Source organism: Nocardia sp. CA-084685 (assembly GCF_050955785.1).
In the GTDB taxonomy this organism is placed as follows: Bacteria; Actinomycetota; Actinomycetes; order Mycobacteriales; family Mycobacteriaceae; genus Nocardia.
This window is the reverse complement of the sequence record NZ_CP192094.1, coordinates 903,780-919,879: the sequence shown is the minus strand read 5'-3', so window position 1 is coordinate 919,879 and position 16,100 is coordinate 903,780. Positions and strand designations below refer to the sequence as shown.

Sequence of the window (16,100 nt, the reverse complement as noted above, 5' to 3'; positions counted from 1 at the left end):
CGCCAACACACCTTCGAACAAGCCGAACATTTCCGGGACTACTTCCTAGCGTTTGTCGTTACATCTCAACCACCCCCATGCACGGTCATCTACTCAGCTCGACACCACCGGCAGCAGCTCGTCCAACGGCACAATCTCGGCCGATTCGGGCACCACGACCTCGGCGGAGCCGACCTGCTCGAGCACCACCGCCCGCAGATCCGCCAGCTGGGCGGTGTCGATGGCGGCCAGCGCGGCCCGATCGGCGATCAGATGCGTCACCCACTCCTCGGCGAGTGAGGCACCCAGGTCTTCCACGGTCGGCACCACGATCAATCCGGCCCCGGTCGCACCGGCGCTCACCACCTCGAGCAACCTCGCCGCCGAATCGGACCGGCCGTGCTGGAAGGTGCGCGATTCGAAGGTCAGGCCGGTGCGCACGCGCAGGCGATCGGCCGCGGTGGCCAGTTCGTCGTAGCTCATCCGCACCCCGGTCGCGGCGATAACAAGCGCCGGATCGGACCCGCTGAGCACCCCGGTCCGATTGGCGTGGTTGACCGGTCGCAGCGACTGCGCCGAGATTTCGGCGCTGGTCGCGGCATCGTCGAGGCGCAGCCATTCGATGCCGTCACCGACCGGACGCGCACCGGTGGTCAAGCCGATCCGCACCGATGGCTCATCGGGCAGCGCGGCGTCCGGAGGCAGCAGTACCAGCGCCGCGCCCGCCTTGAGCACCGCCCACGCGGCCACCGCCCAGTCGACGCCGCGATCCAGCCGTATCGCCACCCCCGTCCCCGGACCGCAACCACGCCCGATCAGCACCCTGGCCAGCTGTGACGACTTGGCGTCGAGTTTGCGGTAGGGCATTTCCTCCGCACCCAACACCAGCGCGGGTGCGTCCGGATCATCCTCTACCGCGGCGGTCAGCAGGTGGGTCAGTTCGGTGCCATCGGTGGTCGTCGTGGCATCGGTCGCGGTGGGCCCCAGCTCCTGCCCGTCGACAATATCGATGCCGCCGATGCGCACGCCCGGATCGGCGACCACCGCGGTCAGAATGCGCTCCAGCATGCGCCCGAGCCCACGCACCGTCGATTCCTCGAATAGATCTGTGGCGTAGGTGAATACCGTGGCCAGCTCGTCCGGCGTCCCATCCGCCCGCAGGCGCGGTTCGACGACCACCTGCAGATCGAACTTCGCGACCACATCGCCCGCATCCAATGCCGCGACGGTCAGTCCGGGCAGCTCCAGACTCGGCTGTTCGAGATTCTGGAAGACGAGCATCACTTGGAACAACGGCCGCCCCGGCGACACCACCTCGACCACCCGCTCGAAGGGCAGATCCGCATGTGCGAATGCGGCCAGATCCGTCGCACGCGTCTGCTCGACCAGCTCGTCGAATGCCATGCCGCGCTCGACCGATGTGCGCAGTGTCAGCGTATTGACGAACATGCCGACCAGCTCGTCCAGCGCTCGCTGCCCGCGCCCGGCGACGGGCGTGCCGATGGCGATATCCGAACCACCCGACAGTCGGGCGAGCAAGACGGTCAGCGCCGCATGCACCACCATGAACACCGAGGATCGATGCTCGCGCGCAATCCGTATCAGACCCTCGTGCACCTGCGCTGGCATGGCCCAGCCGACCGATGCGCCACGGCCCGACGGCGTTACCGGGCGTTGCCGATCCAGCGGCAGCACCGGCGCGCTCGACAGTCCGGCGAGCTGCTCGCGCCAGTACGCCAATTGTGCTGCGGCCACCGAGTTCTCATCGTCATCGGTGCCGACGACCTTGCGCTGCCAGAGCGCGAAATCCGCATACTGCACCGGCAGCGGCGACCAGCCGGGTGCCGCACCGCCGAGACGGGCGAGATACGCGGTCACCAGATCACGCGCCAATGGGGCGAGCGAGGCACCGTCGGCCGAAATGTGGTGCACCACAAAGACAAGCACATACTCGTCCCCGTCGGCCAGTAGTCGGGCCCGCACCGGAACCTGTTCGGTCACATCGAATCCGGCCGACACCAGCTCGACCACCCGACCGAGCACATCGATGCTGGTCTCGACCTCGAGTCCATCGGGAAGCACCTCGGCGGCGGGCAGAATCTCCTGATACGCCTGCCCGCCGGTACCTGCCGTCGGGAACCGGGTACGTAGCGCCTCATGCCGCACCAGCACGTCCTCGACGGCCTGTCGCAGTGCCGCGACATCGAGTTCGCCGGTCAACCGGATCGCGAACGGCAGATTGTATGCCGCAGATTCCGGATCGATCCGATTGAGCACCCACATCCGTTGCTGGGCAAGGGAAAGCGGTATCAGCTGCGGGCGCTCGGTCCGAGTCAGCGGTACGCGCGCGGCGACACGGCCCGCACCTGGGATGATTCCGGCGGAGAGCGCGGCAACGGTGGAGGTCTCGAATAGATCGCGCACAGCGACATTCGTATCGAGCGCATCATTGATGCGCGCGACGACCCGGGTGGCCAGCAGCGAATTACCGCCGAGCGCGAAATAGTCGTCATCGAGGCCGACCCGCTCGATGCCGAGCACATCGGCGAAGACAGCGGCGACTATCTCCTGCGTTGGAGTGATCGGCGCACGGAATTCGCGTGCGGTGAAGGTCGGCGCGGGCAGTGCCTTGCGATCCAGTTTGCCGCTGGTGTTGAGCGGGAAGGCGTCCAGCACGACAATGGCGGCCGGAACCATATATGCCGGAAGCACTCCGGCCACCGCCGTCCGCAACTCGTGCGGTTCGACCTGTTGTCCCGGCCGCGGCACCACATATCCGACCAGCTGATCACCGGTCGCCACCAGCGCGGCAGCTTGACTGACCGCAGGTTGGGCGAGCAGCGCGGTCTCGATCTCGCCGAGTTCGATGCGCTGACCACGGAACTTCACCTGGAAGTCGCTGCGGCCCAAGTACTCCAATCGGCGCGGATCTTCGCGCCACACCACGAGGTCACCGGTGCGATACATCCGCGCCCCAGCGGTGAACGGGTCCGCGACGAAACGATCCGCCGTGAGATCCGGTCGTGCGACGTACCCGCGCGCCAACTGCACCCCGGCCAAATACAGCTCACCGACCACCCCGGCGGGCACCGGCCGCAATCGCGCGTCCAGCACGTAGACTCGCGAATTCCACTGTGGCAGGCCGATCGGCACGGTGGTCCGCTCGCTCGCGGACGCGCGCCATGCGGTAATCGACACCGCCGCCTCGGTCGGACCGTACAAGTTGTGCACCGCCGCATCCGATACCGCACGCAGCGCGGTCACCGTCTCCGGCGGCAATGCCTCGCCGATCACGAAGATATCGCGCAATGTCGGGCAGGACCCGTGCCGCAGATGTGCGGCGAATACCGTCAGCATGGACGGCACGAAGTCGGTGACTGTGACACTATGCGCGGCAATCGTTTCCGCGAGATACGTCGGATCCCGGTGACCGTCGGGCGTGGCGACTACCAACTTCGCGCCCGCGCGCAGCGGCATGAAGTAACCCCACAGGGATACATCGAATGTGGTGGCGGTCTTCTGCAGATACACGTCATCAGGGCCGAGCGGGTAGTGCGCGAGCATCCACTCGATCTGGTTATTGATGGCCGCGTGCGTTACCGCGACACCTTTCGGGCGACCGGTGGAACCCGAGGTGAAGATGACATACGCGGGATTGTCCAGCGAAACCGGACGCAGCAGTTCCGTCGGCAGCACCGGATCGCCCGAGAATCCGGTCAGCTCAACGGTATCCAGATAAATGAGCGGCGTATCCGATACCTCGACGACATCCGCACTCGTGGTCAGCACACAGACGGGTGCGGCGGTGTCGAGAATGTGTGCGATCCGATCGGCCGGATGATCCGGATCCAACGGCACATACGCACCGCCAGCGGTGACGATCGCATACATGCCGACCACCAGGTCGATCGAACGCCGAACCGCCAGTCCCACCAGGGATTCGGCACCGACGCCCCGCTGGATCAAGAGGCGCGCGAGCCGATTGACCCGCTGGTCGAATTCGCGATAAGTCAGCGTCGCGAAGCGACTCGATGGGGGGTGGTGGTCGGGCGACGGGTGGGCCAGCGTCGCGAAGCGACTCGATGGGGGGTGGTGGTCGGGCGACGGGTGGGCCAGCGTCGCGAAGCGACTCGATGGGGGGTGGTGGTCGGGCGACGGGTGGGCGAGTTCGGTTCCCTCGTAGACCACCGCGACCGCATCCGGATGTGCCGCCACGGCACGGCGATATCCGTCGAGCAGCAGTTCCGGAACGACCGGATGCGCGGTGTCGTTCCATTCCCACAGCATCCGCTGTCGCTCGGCGGGCGCGAGCAGTTCGAGCTCGCCGACCACCCCGTGCGGATCCTCGGCCACCGCCGCGAGCACCCGATGCAGGCGCTGCGCGAACCCGGCCACCGTAGCCTCGTCGAAAAGGTCGGTGGCATAGGTGAACGATGCCGCAAGACCGTTCGCCGCACCGTGGTCCGCGCGCGGTACGACGGTCAGCTCCAGATCGAACTTCGCCTGCACGACACCGAGATCGATGCCGGATACCGCGAGGCCGGGCAACTCCAGCTCGGGCCGGTCCATGTTCTGGAAGGTCAGCATCACCTGGAACAGCGGATGCCGCGCCATCGAACGCACCGGGTCGAGCAGCTCCACCAGTCGCTCGAACGGCACATCCGCATGTCCGAAGGCCGCCACATCGGCGCGCCGGAAGTTGCGCAGCAGATCGGCGAACGATAGTTCGGGGTCGACCTCGCCACGCAGCACGAGCGTATTGACGAACATTCCGATGACATTGTCGAGTGCGGCATCCCCACGACCGGCAACAGGGGTCCCGACGGCGATATCGGCGGTTCCCGCCAGTCTGGACAGCAGCACCGCGAAGGCGGCGTGTACCACCATGAACAGCGTCGAATGATGCTCGCGGGCAATCCGTTCGAGCGCGGTATGCACCGCGTCATCGATTTCGAAGGCGAAGACGGCGCCGCTACTGGACAGTACCGCCGGGCGCGGCCGATCGGTGGGTAGCGCCAATTGCTCGGGCAGTCCGGCCAATTCGGTGCGCCAGAAGTCGATCTGTTGCGCCAGTAGCGATTGCGCGTCGTCCTCGGCGCCGAGCACCGCCCGCTGCCAGATCGCGTAATCGGCGTACTGCACGTCGAGCGGCTGCCACTGCGGCCCCGCGCCACGCACCCGAAGCGAATAGGCGGACATCAGGTCCCGTGCCAGCGGACCCATGGACAAACCGTCGGCCGCGATGTGGTGCACCACGCACACCAGCACCCGCTCGGTCTCACCGAGCTCGACCAAACGCAGCCGAATCGGCGGTGCGACGGCGACATCGAAACCGGCGACGGCCGCGCCGATGACCAGTTCGGGCAGCTCGGCCGCACTCGCGGACACGATCTCGAGCTCCGGCACCGCGCGAGCATCATCGACCGGCAAGACGACCTGGATGCCCTCGCCATCGATCTCCGGATACACCGTCCGCAGCACCTCGTGCCGCGCCACCAGATCGCGTGCCGCCGCACGCAGCGCCTCGAAATCGAGCGCCCCGGTCAGCCGCACCGCCAGCGGGATGTTGTTGACGCCGCTGGTCGGATCGAAGCGGTTGAGGAACCACATGCGCTGCTGTGCGTAGGAGAGCGGAATCCGCTCCGGGCGCGGCTGGGCGCGCAAAGTGTGTCCAGCCGCCGCAAGTACCCTCACCCGTTGCGCGAGTTCGGCGACTGCGGGTGCCTCGAAGACCAACTGCACCGGCACCCGCGTGCCCAACGCGGTACCGATGCGCGCGGCCGCCTGCGCGGCCAGTAGCGAGTTGCCGCCGAGTTCGAAGAAGTCGTCATCGACACCGACTTCCACACCGTCGGCACGCAATAGCTCCGCGTATACCTCAGCGACGACCTGCTCTTCCCGGGTGGACGGCGCACGGAACTCCCGCGCCTGGAAAACCGGATCGGGCAGCGCGGCGCGATCCAGCTTGCCGACCGGTGTCAGCGGCAGCTCGTCGAGCACCACGATGGCCGTGGGCACCATGTACTTCGGCAGCTTGCGCTCCAGTGTGGCCACGAGCTCGGCGGTATCCACGGCGGCACCGGTACGTGGCAGCACATAGGAAACGAGTGCGGTCGTCCCCGAAGGCAATGTCTTGCCGAGCGTGGCCGCGAAATCCACATCCGGATGCGCGGTGAGCGCGCTATCGATCTCGCCGAGTTCGATGCGCAGACCGCGAATCTTCACCTGGAAATCGGACCGGCCCAGATACTCCAGCACACCGTTTTCATTGCGCCGCACCAGATCTCCGGTCCGATACAGCCGTGCACCCGGCGCACCGGCTTGCGCACTGAACGGACTGGCCACGAACCGTTGCGCGGTCAGCCCGGGACGTCCGAGATAGCCCTGTGCGAGCGCGGGTCCGCCCAAATAGAGCTCGCCGACAACACCCGAGGGCACCGGCCGCAGGCGCGAATCGAGGACAAACGCCCCGACCCCGGCGACGGTGCCGCCGAGGGTAACCGGCGCGCCGGGTTCCATCTGACCGGTCGTGACCATGACCGTGACCTCGGTCGGGCCATAGGCATTGAAAACGGCCCGCCCGTCGCGCGCCCAGCGTTCGACGAGTTCGGCGCCGAGCTTGTCGCCACCGGTCACCACGACCCGCAGTTCGTCCAGCCCAGCCGGATCGACCGATTCCAGCGCACCCGGAGTGATCAGCAGATGGGTAACCCGTTCCCGGTGCAGCAGGTCCGCGAGTTCGGCACCGCCGAATATCGTCGGCGGCGCGATCACCAGCGTCGCACCCGCCGAGAACGTGAAAAGCAGCTCCATCAGCGAGAAGTCGAAACTCGGCGAACTCAGATGCGTCACCCGCGAGTCACCTGTCAGCCCATACCGCTGACCGATCGCGGCCAACCCGGCCAACCCGGCGTGCGTCACCACGACGCCCTTCGGCCGCCCGGTGGAACCGGAGGTGTAGATGACATAGGCAGGATGTCGTTCGTCCAGCCGCCGCACCCGATCGGCATAGGAGACCGGGCGCTCCGGCTGTCCGGCTATCCGTTCGGACACCACCGGATCATCGAGCTCGACCCATTCGACCGATGCGCCCAGCGCCGCGCGATGCGCCGAAGTGGTCACGCCAAGCACCGCGCCGGAGTCCGAGACCATATGCGCGATCCGCTCCGCGGGATAGGCCGGATCCACCGGAACGTAGGCCGCACCCGTCTTCGCGATCGCCCACACCGCGAGCACGGACTCGACCGAGCGGGCCAGCGCGGTAGCGACAATGTCACCGGGTCCGATGCCCCGCGCAATCAATTCCCAGGCCAGGCGCGAGGATGCCGCGTCGAATTCGCGGTAGGTCAACTCGCGCTGGTCGGCCGGATCACCGGTCGGGTCGAAGCGAACCGCCACCGCATCGGCAGCGGATTCGACGGCGGCGGTGAGCAGTTGTCCGAAGAGTGGGGCGCTGACGCGGCGCCGACGATTGGTCCGAACAGATCTACTCGCTCTATCCATTCTCAACCATTAGCCTTTCACATCGAACATATGCCAGAGGCGAATCGAGGCACGCGGAATTCCGCCGCCGCATCCGCTCCTGCGCAATGCAATCGGGTAACCGTATCGAAGAGAGCTAACTGTCCGCGAACACGGAGTGCACGGTGTTAGCTCCGAATCCGTTGTGACACAAGCCCTCAAACTTCCCGGGACATTGATCGTTCAGTATTCGTCCCATGTTGTCCACTCGAGCGTTCACTCGAGCGTGCTACAGCCATCCGCGCCTCGTCGCCTGCACGCCGGCCTGGAACCGGGTACTCGCGCCGAGCCGCTCCAGCAGCCGCGCGGTGCGCCGCACGACGGTTCGACGGGACATGCCGAGTCGGCGAGCGATGGTGTCATCGGTCGCACCCAGGCCCATCAGGGTCAGAATCGCCTTATCCCGCTCGTCGAGTTCGTCGGCGGACGGATTCACCGAAATCGGCGCCGCCAGCGACCACAGCACATCGAAAGTCTTCACCAGCAACCGCAATCCAGGCGATCCGGTAATGCGCAAACCCATCGGATCCGGGCGGCGCTCGTCCGCGTGCAGCACCAGGCTCGCTCGCTCGTCATCGCTGATGATCAGCTTGAACGGCGGCTCGGGTAGGGTGCGCGCCTGTGCGCCACTCGCATTGGTGGACAGGGCGTGCCGCAATCTTTCAGCATCCTGGTAAATAGTATCCTGATATAGCGTCTGGTAGCGGATGCCGTCACCGATCCGAGAGCGCTTGAGCAGGAAAAGCTGTCGCTCGCGTTCCGGATCGCTGAGATAGGGACCGCGTTCGATCACCTTGACCGTGCTGCGGGCCGAGGTCTGGACCTCCTCGAAATCCGCCAGCATCTCCAGGCGTTCGAAAACCGGCACGATCGCGCCATTGGTGCGCGGTGAGCGGCGCACCGATCGGAACGTCTCGCTCAGTCGCGCGGCCGCGGCGTGCATTTGGTTGATCTCGTGCTGCCTGCGCCGCGCCTCGGCTTCGGATAGCGATTCGGGAGCGTGCGCGTCCCAGATGGCCTCGCCGTCGACCGACAGTTGACTGACCGCGGCCTGCAGGTGGGTCAATACTTCCAGCGATGCGGCGGCGGTCTCCTTCGAGACGCCCAGATATTCGGCGACCTCGCCCAGGCTCGATCGCGGATGATGCACCAGCACGGCATAGGTGCGCCCATGCGGTGATCCAGGCTCGAAGATATCGCCCAGCGCAGTCATCGCCTGAGCCTAACGACCATACGGTCCCCACGGGACCGTTGTGATCGTCGGATTATCAAGCCGGGCAACAAAATCAGTGCGCCGACGGGCCCCATTGCAGCGGCACACCCTTGGCCGCCAGATACGGCATCGGGTCGACCTTGTGGCCGCCCTGATCCCAGATCTCCAGGTGCAGATGCGGTCCGGTCGAATTGCCGCGGTTACCGACGGTGGCGATGACATCGCCAGCGTTCACATGCTGCCCGGCGTGCACGAACATCTCGTTGACGTGGCCGTAGACCGCGATGGTGCCGTCGTCCTGCTGGACCCGCACCCACAGGCCGAAGCCCGAGGCCGGGCCAGCCTCGATGACGGTGCCGCTGCTCACCGAATGGATCGGCGCGCCGAGCTGATCGGCGAAGTCGAGGCCGTAGTGGAATTCGCCCCAGCGGGAACCGAATCCGGAGCTGATCTCACCGGCCACCGGACGCACCGCGGGAGCCGGAGCGAACTGCTGCTGCGCGCCCTTGAGGATCTGTTCGACCTGGGCCAGCGGGCCCGCGATCTCCGGCGGCAGATTGCTGATGCCGAACGGATTGGCGACCGCGTCCGCGATCGGCGCTGCCACCGGAGTGGCCGCGTCGGCCTGCGCGACTTCGGCGACCGGTGCCACGGCCTTGATCTCTTCGACAGGTAACTCCGCCGTGCCCTTGAACGTGATAGGAGCGGCGGCTTCCTCGTCCCCGTCGTGCGCACCCGGCAGGAGCGGGGCGGCAATGGCAGGCGCGACCTGGGCCGCGGTGCCGATGAGAGCGCCGGCGGCGACGGCCGCACCGGCGGCGATCTTCACCCTTTCGGTGGTCGACGGCTCGGCGCGATGCCGCGTCGGCCGACCCGTAACGCCGTCGCCGATGAGGCTCATGACGGTTATGGAACTGGGGCCTACCCGATGCTGCGACAAAGCTGGTCCTAGCGCTCGACCTACAGTGGCTGAAACGGGCTCCGACGTTTGTAACGTTTCGGCATCCGTTGTGACGGGAACTCTACCGCGTCGTGACCATTTCGCAACCTATTGCGCAGAAATCCCCGTTTAAGTCCTGGTCAGACCCCTGGGCCGGTGTCACGCAGCCGTGACCGATAGGCCACACTGGACGGGTGATCCTCAACGAGTTGAGCGTTCCGATCGTGCTTGCGCCGATGGCGGGCGGGCCGTCCACGCCCGAGTTGACGGCGGCGGTCTCCGCGGCGGGCGGCCTCGGCCTGCTGGCCGCCGGATACCTGACCGCGACCGATACCGCGGCACGACTCGCCGCCACCCGCGAACTGACCACCGCACCATTCGGCGTGAACCTCTTCACCCCCGGTCCCGCGACCGCACCCGAGGATTTCGCCGACTACCTCGCCGAGTTGGGACACACCCACGAGCTCGGCACGCCGAAGTACGACACCGACGACTGGGACGCCAAGCTCGAGCTGCTTGTCAAAGCGCCGGTCCCGGTGGTCACCTTCACCTTCGGCTGCCCGAGCGCCGCCGAGGTCGCGCGGTTGCACGAGGTCGGTTCGGAAGTGTGGGTGACGGTCACCTCGGCCGCCGAGGGCCGCATCGCGGTCGCGGCGGGTGCCGATGTGCTGATCGCACAGGGTGCGGAGGCGGGTGGGCATCGCGCCACCTTCATCGATCGTGTTGACGATGACGCCACCGATCCGCTCACCTTGCTCGCACTGCTGCAGATTCTCCGCGCGACCGTCGACCGGCCGATCGTGGCCACCGGCGGCATCACCACCGGTGCCGGGATCGCGGCGGCACTCGCGGCCGGTGCGACGGCCGCGCAACTGGGCACCGTCTTCCTGCGCTCGCCGGAGGCGGGCACCAATCCGGTGCATCGCGCCGCACTGCATCACGCCGCACTGGGCGCCGAGACCCCGACCATGCTGACCCGCGCCTTCACCGGGCGCCGGGCGCGCGGGCTGCGCAATCGGTTCATCGACGAACATTCCGCGACGGCACCGGTCGCCTATCCGGAAATCCATTACGCCACAGCGCCATTGCGGGCCGCCGCACGGACGGCGGGCAATCCGGACAATGTGAACATGTGGGCTGGCCAGACCTACCCGCTGGCACCCGAGCTACCGGCTGGTGAACTGGTCCGCACCCTGGCCGCCGATGCGAAAACCGCGCTGACCACAGCACTTTCGGGACGAATCCAGTCTTGTTGACAACAGTTTCCGTTTAGAATCGAGGGGCATCGCACCAGCCATCCAGGTCAGGAGAGCGCTATGTCCCTCGATGTTCCCACCGCCCTACTCGAACGCGCCGAACGCGGCGAGGTCGACGACGCCGACTTCGTCGAGGTCGTGCGGGTCTCCCTCCCGTACGCCTGGGAGGTCGTCAGCCGGGTGGCCGGTGAGCTGCATTCCGGCACAGCCGAATTCGCCGACAATGTCGTTCCGCCACCCGACGAGGTGGCGCGTGGACAATTGCTGCGCGCCATGGCCTCCGATGCCATCCGCGGCGGCCTGGAACGCCACTTCAAGGTGAAACTGGCCTTCCAGAACTGCCACCGCGTCGCCGCGTTCCCCATCGCCGCAGTCGGCGGCGAAACGTACAGCACCTTCATCGGGACTCGCGCCCAACTGCTGAACCAGAGCCCTGAACTCCGCAACTGCTGATCAGTTGACAGGTCGGCGCGGCCGAGATTTCGGTCGCGCCGACCTGCGTTCGGCCATATGCCAATGGTGGCCGGATCGCGCCGCGGTGATGTCCCATTCGCGTAGTGGATATCAGAGGTTCCCGATGGCACGTCCAGTGATCGACCTGGATGCGGAAGCCCTCGCCGAAGCAGCAAGGCGTCTGGGCATCAGCACCGAGTCAGACGTCAACGCAGCCCCGCGTGAAACCGTCGACGTCGCGCTGCCGCTGTGGAGCGCATCGCCACGGGTCGAGGTAGGCAAGATCGACTTCTCCTCCTCGAAGTGGAAACGTCGCGTCCGATACCACGCGTAATGTGAACGGACATGAGCGGCAACGATCTTCGCGACGAGATCGATCGGCGGCTGCATCCCTGGCTGCCGCAACTCGGCTCGGATCGCGGTGCCTACACCAACCATGTGCTGCGTGTGCTGGAGCTATGCGATCTGCTCGACACCGGCTCGAGCAGCCTGCCGAGCACTCGCGAGGAGTTCCGTACCGCCGCGGCCTTCCACGATCTGGGCATCTGGACTGCGGGCACCTTCGACTACCTGGCGCCATCCGCCGACCTAGCACTGCAATGGCTCGACCAGATCGACCGCGCCGACCTAGCGGACCTGGTCGTCGCAATGATCGACGAGCACCACAAGATCCGAGCCGCGGGCGCGGCCACCGACCCGATCGAAATCTTGCGCCGGGCAGACGCGATCGACGTCGAATACGGCCTGCTCGGACGCTTCGGGATACCCCGCTCCACCTACCGCGAACTGGCGAAGCGATACCCCGACAAGGGCTTCCACCGCCGATTGGTCCAACTGGCCGCCAAACGAATCCGGACGCACCCCACGTCACCACTGCCGATGCTGAAGTGGTGACGCGGGGCTCCTCGTTCTAGGACAGCGTGGTGACGGTGAGATCGCCGTCGGCGTATTGAGCACGCAGGCGCTTCTTGTCGAATTTGCCCACGCTGGTCTTGGGGACCTCCGCGATGAAGGTCCAGCGTTCCGGCAGTTGCCATTTCGCGAATTTGTCGGCGAGGAAGTCGCGCAGTTCCTCCGGTTTGGTCTCGGCCCCCTCCGCGAGCACGATCGCGACGAGCGGGCGCTCGTCCCACTTCTCGTCCGGCACACCGATAACCGCGGCCTCGGCGACGGCGGGATGTCCCATTACCGCGTTCTCCAGATCGACCGAGGAGATCCATTCACCGCCGGACTTGATGACATCCTTGGAGCGGTCGACCAGGGTGAGATAGCCGTCCGGGCTGATCTTGCCGACATCGCCGGTGCGCAGCCAGCCATTGTCGAACTTATCGGGATCGATCACCGCACCATCCGGCGAGTAGTACGACCCCGTGATCCAGGGCCCGCGAACTTCCAACTCGCCCAGCGACTCGCCATCATTGGGGACCACGCGGCCGTCATCGCCGACCAAGCGGGCCTGCACGCTCGCCGGAAAACGGCCCTGGGTGAAGCGGTACTCCCATTCGTCCTCGCCCTCCACCCCGGCGGGCGGATGCGCGACGCTGCCGAGCGGGGAGGTCTCGGTCATACCCCAGGCGTGCAGAATGCGAACGCCGTGCTTTTCCTGGAAGGCGCGCATCATCGACGGCGGCACTGCCGAACCGCCGACGACCACCGAACGCAGATGCGAGATGTCCTGCGGCTTGGCGGCCAGTCCGGCGAGTACACCGCCCCAAATGGTCGGGACGGCAGCGGCGAAGGTCGGCTTCTCGGCGGCCATCATCTCCAGCAGCGGACCGGGCTGCAGGAAGCGGTCGGGCATGAGCACATTCGCCCCCGACATCAGCGCCGCGTACGGCAGGCCCCAGGCATTGGCATGGAACAGCGGGACGATGGCCAGCACATAGTCGCGGTTGGAGAAGCCCATGCTGGTCGGCTGGCACACCTGCATGGCGTGCAGCCAGTTGGAGCGGTGCGAATACACCACGCCCTTGGGGTCACCGGTGGTGCCGGAGGTGTAACACATTGCGGCGGCGGATCGTTCGTCGGTCACCGGATAGTCGAAGGTATCCGGCTGCGCGGCGAGCAGTTCGGTGTAGGAATGCACCTGGACGCCCTCGGGGGCCTGCAGCGCGGCGGCATCGCCATTGGCCACGATGACGTGGCGGACGGTCTTCAGATTGGGCAGATACTGGGCGAACATCGGCACCAGCGTGCCGTCGACGATCACCACCTGATCCTCGGCGTGATTGGCCACGAAGACGAGTTGTTCCGGGAAGAGCCGGATATTGAGCGCGTGCAGCACCGCACCCATCGCGGGTACCGCGATATAGGCGACCATATGCTCGTTGTTGTTCCACATGAAGGTACCGACCCGATCGCCGTCACCAACCCCTAAGCCGCGCAACGCATTTGCCAGGCGGGCCGATTCGGTGCCGAGCTCGCGGTAGGTCATGGTGCGCACGCCGGTGCCGGTCCAGGTCGAGACGGTGGAATCGCCCATGAACGTCGATGCGTAGCGCAGCAACGTCGCCAGCGACAACGGCTCGTCCTGCATGGTGCTCAACATCGGTACTCCTTTTCTTCGGTGGCTACGGCGGCCTGCCGACCATGAGCCACATCACACCGGGGATGCTACCCAAGAGTAGGGCGCCCAGCGCCCCCCATCGCCGATCACATCAGCAGGCAGGTGCCGTCAGTTTGCCCAGCCCGCCCGCAATCTCGCGGGGCGAGTCGAATGGCGGTTCCCCGCGGCTCAGAACCGCCATCCGACTACGCTCGACGGCCGGTCAGACCGCTGAGTGGGCGGGGTAGGCGTGCACCAGGGCGGTGTCGAGTTTGGGCACGGCATGGGTGAGGGTGTGCTCGGCACCGTGGGCCAAGCGGTGGGCGTCGGCCAAGGTGATGGTCGGAGCGACATCTAGTTCGACGTCCGCGTGCAGGCGGTGGCCGATCCAACGCATCCGGAGGCTGCGCACGCCGAGCACACCGGGCTCGGCGACCAGCGCCTGCTCGGCGGTACTCACCAGGACGGGCTCGACGCCATCCATCAAGCGGCGGAACACGTCTCGCGCGGCCGTGCGCAGCACGGCCAGGATCGCGGTCGTAATCAGCAGTCCGACAACGGGATCAGCGAGCGGAAAGCCGAGCGCGACACCACCCGCACCGACCAACACCGCCAATGAGGTGAATCCATCTGTCCGCGCGTGCAATCCATCGGCCACCAGCGCCGCCGAGCCGATCCGCCGCCCCACCCTGATCCGATACAGCGCGACGGTCTCATTGCCGACAAACCCGACGAGCCCCGCCGCCGCAACCCAACTCAGATGCTGGATCTGCACCGGATCGATCAGCCTGCGCACCGCCTCGTACCCGGCGATGATCGCCGACAACGCGATCATCCCGACCACGAACAACCCGGCCAAATCCTCGGCCCGCCCGAACCCATACGTATACCGTCGCGTCGCCGCCCGCCGACCGAGCGCGAAAGCGATCCACAGCGGCACGGCGGTCAGCGCATCGGAGAAGTTGTGAATGGTGTCCGCCGCCAACGCGACCGAGCCGGAAACCAGCACGATCAAAACCTGCAGCACCGCGGTCAGCCCGAGCACCGCCAGACTGATCTTCACCGCCCGTATCCCGACCGCACTGGACTCCAACGCATCATCGACACTGTCGGCAGCATCGTGACTGTGCGGCACGAAGATCTCACGCAGCGCCCCGCGCAATCCACCCGGGTGACCGTGGTCATGGTGCGCACCGTGCGCGTGATCGTGGTCTACACCGTGGGTGTGTCTGTGGCCATGGCCCACACCGCGATCAAGGTGCGCACTACGCGCTTGTCCGTGGCCATCGCCCGCACCCTGGTCATGGTCATGTTCCGCACCATGCGCGTGCCCGCGGTCTACATCGTGGGTGTGCCTGTGGCCATGGCCCGCACCTCGCGCGTGTCCGCGATCAAGTTGCGCACCGCGCGCTCCGGGGCTATCGCCCGCACCCTGGTCGTGGTCATGATCCGCACCATACGCGTGCCCGTGGTGGTCGCCCTCACCCTGCACGTGCCCACGGTCATCGCCCTCACCGTGCGCGTACCCGTAGTCATCGCTCACACCCCGCGCGTACCCGCGATCGTCGCCCGCACCCCGCGCGTACCCGCGATCGTCGCCCGCACCCCGCGCGTACCCGCGGTCATCGCCCGCACCCCGCGCGTACCCGCGATCGTCGCCCGCACCGTGGCCATGCGAAATGCTCTGCCAGCGTTCGGGGTTGCGTTCGTGACTCATTCCGCCACCGCCTGATCGCGAGTGGGCAGTTGGCGTAAGGAACCCTCGCCGCGGTGGTGCGCGGGTACGCCGGGGCCTGCGTGCTCGGCGTTGTACACCGCATCCACGACCAACTGGCGGACGTGTTCGTTCTCCAGGCTGTAGAAGATGGTGGTTCCAGCACGGCGGGTCCGGACCAGGCGGGCCATGCGCAGTTTGGCCAGGTGCTGCGATACCGAGGGTCCTGGTTTGCCGATGTGGTCGGCCAGATCGTTGACCGAGAGCTCCTGGTCCACCAGCGCCCATAGGATCTGTACGCGGGTCGAATCGGCCAGCATGCGGAATACTTCGACGACCAGGCGGACTTGGTCCTCCGCGATCGGCGGTCGCGGCGGCTCAATACCTGCATTCATACGCAGATAATAGAACTAAACTGCCTTCGATGGAACCGGCCCCTTCGAACCGACCTGACGGCAACACCCCGCCGACAGACCGAT

The 16,100-nt window shown here is 66.5% G+C and carries 11 protein-coding genes; 5 read left to right on the top strand and 6 right to left on the bottom strand.

Features of this window, described 5'->3' with window-relative positions:
• Positions 1-93 precede the first annotated feature (93 nt).
• From ACQP2U_RS03965 to ACQP2U_RS03955, 3 genes are all read right to left on the bottom strand, one after another.
• On the bottom strand, positions 94-7,482 hold the full coding sequence (locus ACQP2U_RS03965) for an amino acid adenylation domain-containing protein (RefSeq protein WP_433713441.1): 7,389 nt from the start codon (positions 7,480-7,482) through the stop codon (positions 94-96).
• A gap of 247 nt (positions 7,483-7,729) precedes the next feature.
• Positions 7,730-8,713, bottom strand: coding sequence for a DNA-binding response regulator (locus ACQP2U_RS03960; protein WP_397031357.1), 984 nt, complete (start codon positions 8,711-8,713; stop codon positions 7,730-7,732).
• Positions 8,714-8,786: 73 nt separating this feature from the next.
• Positions 8,787-9,614 carry a M23 family metallopeptidase gene (locus ACQP2U_RS03955; protein WP_433713440.1) on the bottom strand — a complete coding sequence of 276 codons (828 nt, stop codon included), beginning with the start codon at positions 9,612-9,614 and terminating at the stop codon, positions 8,787-8,789.
• A 233-nt stretch (positions 9,615-9,847) separates the two neighbouring features.
• Between ACQP2U_RS03955 and ACQP2U_RS03950 the strand changes: the two genes are divergently transcribed.
• The 4 genes from ACQP2U_RS03950 to ACQP2U_RS03935 all read left to right on the top strand — a co-directional run bounded on the left by ACQP2U_RS03950 (position 9,848) and on the right by ACQP2U_RS03935 (position 12,256).
• On the top strand, positions 9,848-10,909 hold the full coding sequence (locus ACQP2U_RS03950) for a nitronate monooxygenase (protein ID WP_433713439.1): 1,062 nt from the start codon (positions 9,848-9,850) through the stop codon (positions 10,907-10,909).
• A gap of 60 nt (positions 10,910-10,969) precedes the next feature.
• On the top strand, positions 10,970-11,362 hold the full coding sequence (locus ACQP2U_RS03945) for an SCO5389 family protein (protein WP_433713438.1): 393 nt from the start codon (positions 10,970-10,972) through the stop codon (positions 11,360-11,362).
• A 124-nt stretch (positions 11,363-11,486) separates the two neighbouring features.
• Entirely contained in the window at positions 11,487-11,696 is a 210-nt protein-coding gene (locus ACQP2U_RS03940; protein ID WP_433713437.1) for a type II toxin-antitoxin system VapB family antitoxin, read from the top strand.
• Positions 11,697-11,707: 11 nt separating this feature from the next.
• A complete protein-coding gene (locus ACQP2U_RS03935) occupies positions 11,708-12,256 on the top strand; it encodes a hypothetical protein (protein ID WP_433713436.1) in 549 nt (182 codons plus the stop codon).
• Positions 12,257-12,272: 16 nt separating this feature from the next.
• On the opposite strand, the gene ACQP2U_RS03930 is transcribed toward ACQP2U_RS03935, so the two are convergent.
• Positions 12,273-13,910 carry a long-chain fatty acid--CoA ligase gene (locus ACQP2U_RS03930; protein ID WP_433713435.1) on the bottom strand — a complete coding sequence of 546 codons (1,638 nt, stop codon included), beginning with the start codon at positions 13,908-13,910 and terminating at the stop codon, positions 12,273-12,275.
• 220 nt (positions 13,911-14,130) lie between these two features.
• Complete coding sequence (locus tag ACQP2U_RS03925; protein ID WP_433713434.1) at positions 14,131-15,153, bottom strand: cation diffusion facilitator family transporter; 1,023 nt, start codon at positions 15,151-15,153, stop codon at positions 14,131-14,133.
• On the opposite strand from ACQP2U_RS03925, the gene ACQP2U_RS03920 reads away from it, so the two are divergent.
• Positions 15,034-15,639, top strand: a complete 606-nt coding sequence (locus tag ACQP2U_RS03920) for a hypothetical protein (protein ID WP_433716818.1) — start codon at positions 15,034-15,036, stop codon at positions 15,637-15,639. The genes ACQP2U_RS03925 and ACQP2U_RS03920 overlap by 120 nt on opposite strands.
• Here ACQP2U_RS03920 and ACQP2U_RS03915 read toward each other — a convergent pair.
• A complete protein-coding gene (locus tag ACQP2U_RS03915; RefSeq protein ID WP_433713433.1) occupies positions 15,621-16,016 on the bottom strand; it encodes an ArsR/SmtB family transcription factor in 396 nt (131 codons plus the stop codon). The two genes, ACQP2U_RS03920 and ACQP2U_RS03915, sit on opposite strands and share 19 nt — an antisense overlap.
• Positions 16,017-16,100: the final 84 nt, after the last annotated feature.

What these genes read in the sequence shown, in the direction of transcription:
- ACQP2U_RS03945 (WP_433713438.1), top strand. Translation starts at nt 10,970, where the DNA reads ATGTCCCTCGATGTTCCCACCGCCCTACTCGAACGCGCCGAACGCGGC.
- ACQP2U_RS03965 (WP_433713441.1), bottom strand. Translation starts at nt 7,482, where the DNA reads ATGGATAGAGCGAGTAGATCTGTTCGGACCAATCGTCGGCGCCGCGTC.
- ACQP2U_RS03940 (WP_433713437.1), top strand. Translation starts at nt 11,487, where the DNA reads ATGGCACGTCCAGTGATCGACCTGGATGCGGAAGCCCTCGCCGAAGCA.
- ACQP2U_RS03960 (WP_397031357.1), bottom strand. Translation starts at nt 8,713, where the DNA reads ATGACTGCGCTGGGCGATATCTTCGAGCCTGGATCACCGCATGGGCGC.
- ACQP2U_RS03955 (WP_433713440.1), bottom strand. Translation starts at nt 9,614, where the DNA reads ATGAGCCTCATCGGCGACGGCGTTACGGGTCGGCCGACGCGGCATCGC.
- ACQP2U_RS03915 (WP_433713433.1), bottom strand. Translation starts at nt 16,016, where the DNA reads ATGAATGCAGGTATTGAGCCGCCGCGACCGCCGATCGCGGAGGACCAA.
- ACQP2U_RS03935 (WP_433713436.1), top strand. Translation starts at nt 11,708, where the DNA reads ATGAGCGGCAACGATCTTCGCGACGAGATCGATCGGCGGCTGCATCCC.
- ACQP2U_RS03930 (WP_433713435.1), bottom strand. Translation starts at nt 13,910, where the DNA reads ATGTTGAGCACCATGCAGGACGAGCCGTTGTCGCTGGCGACGTTGCTG.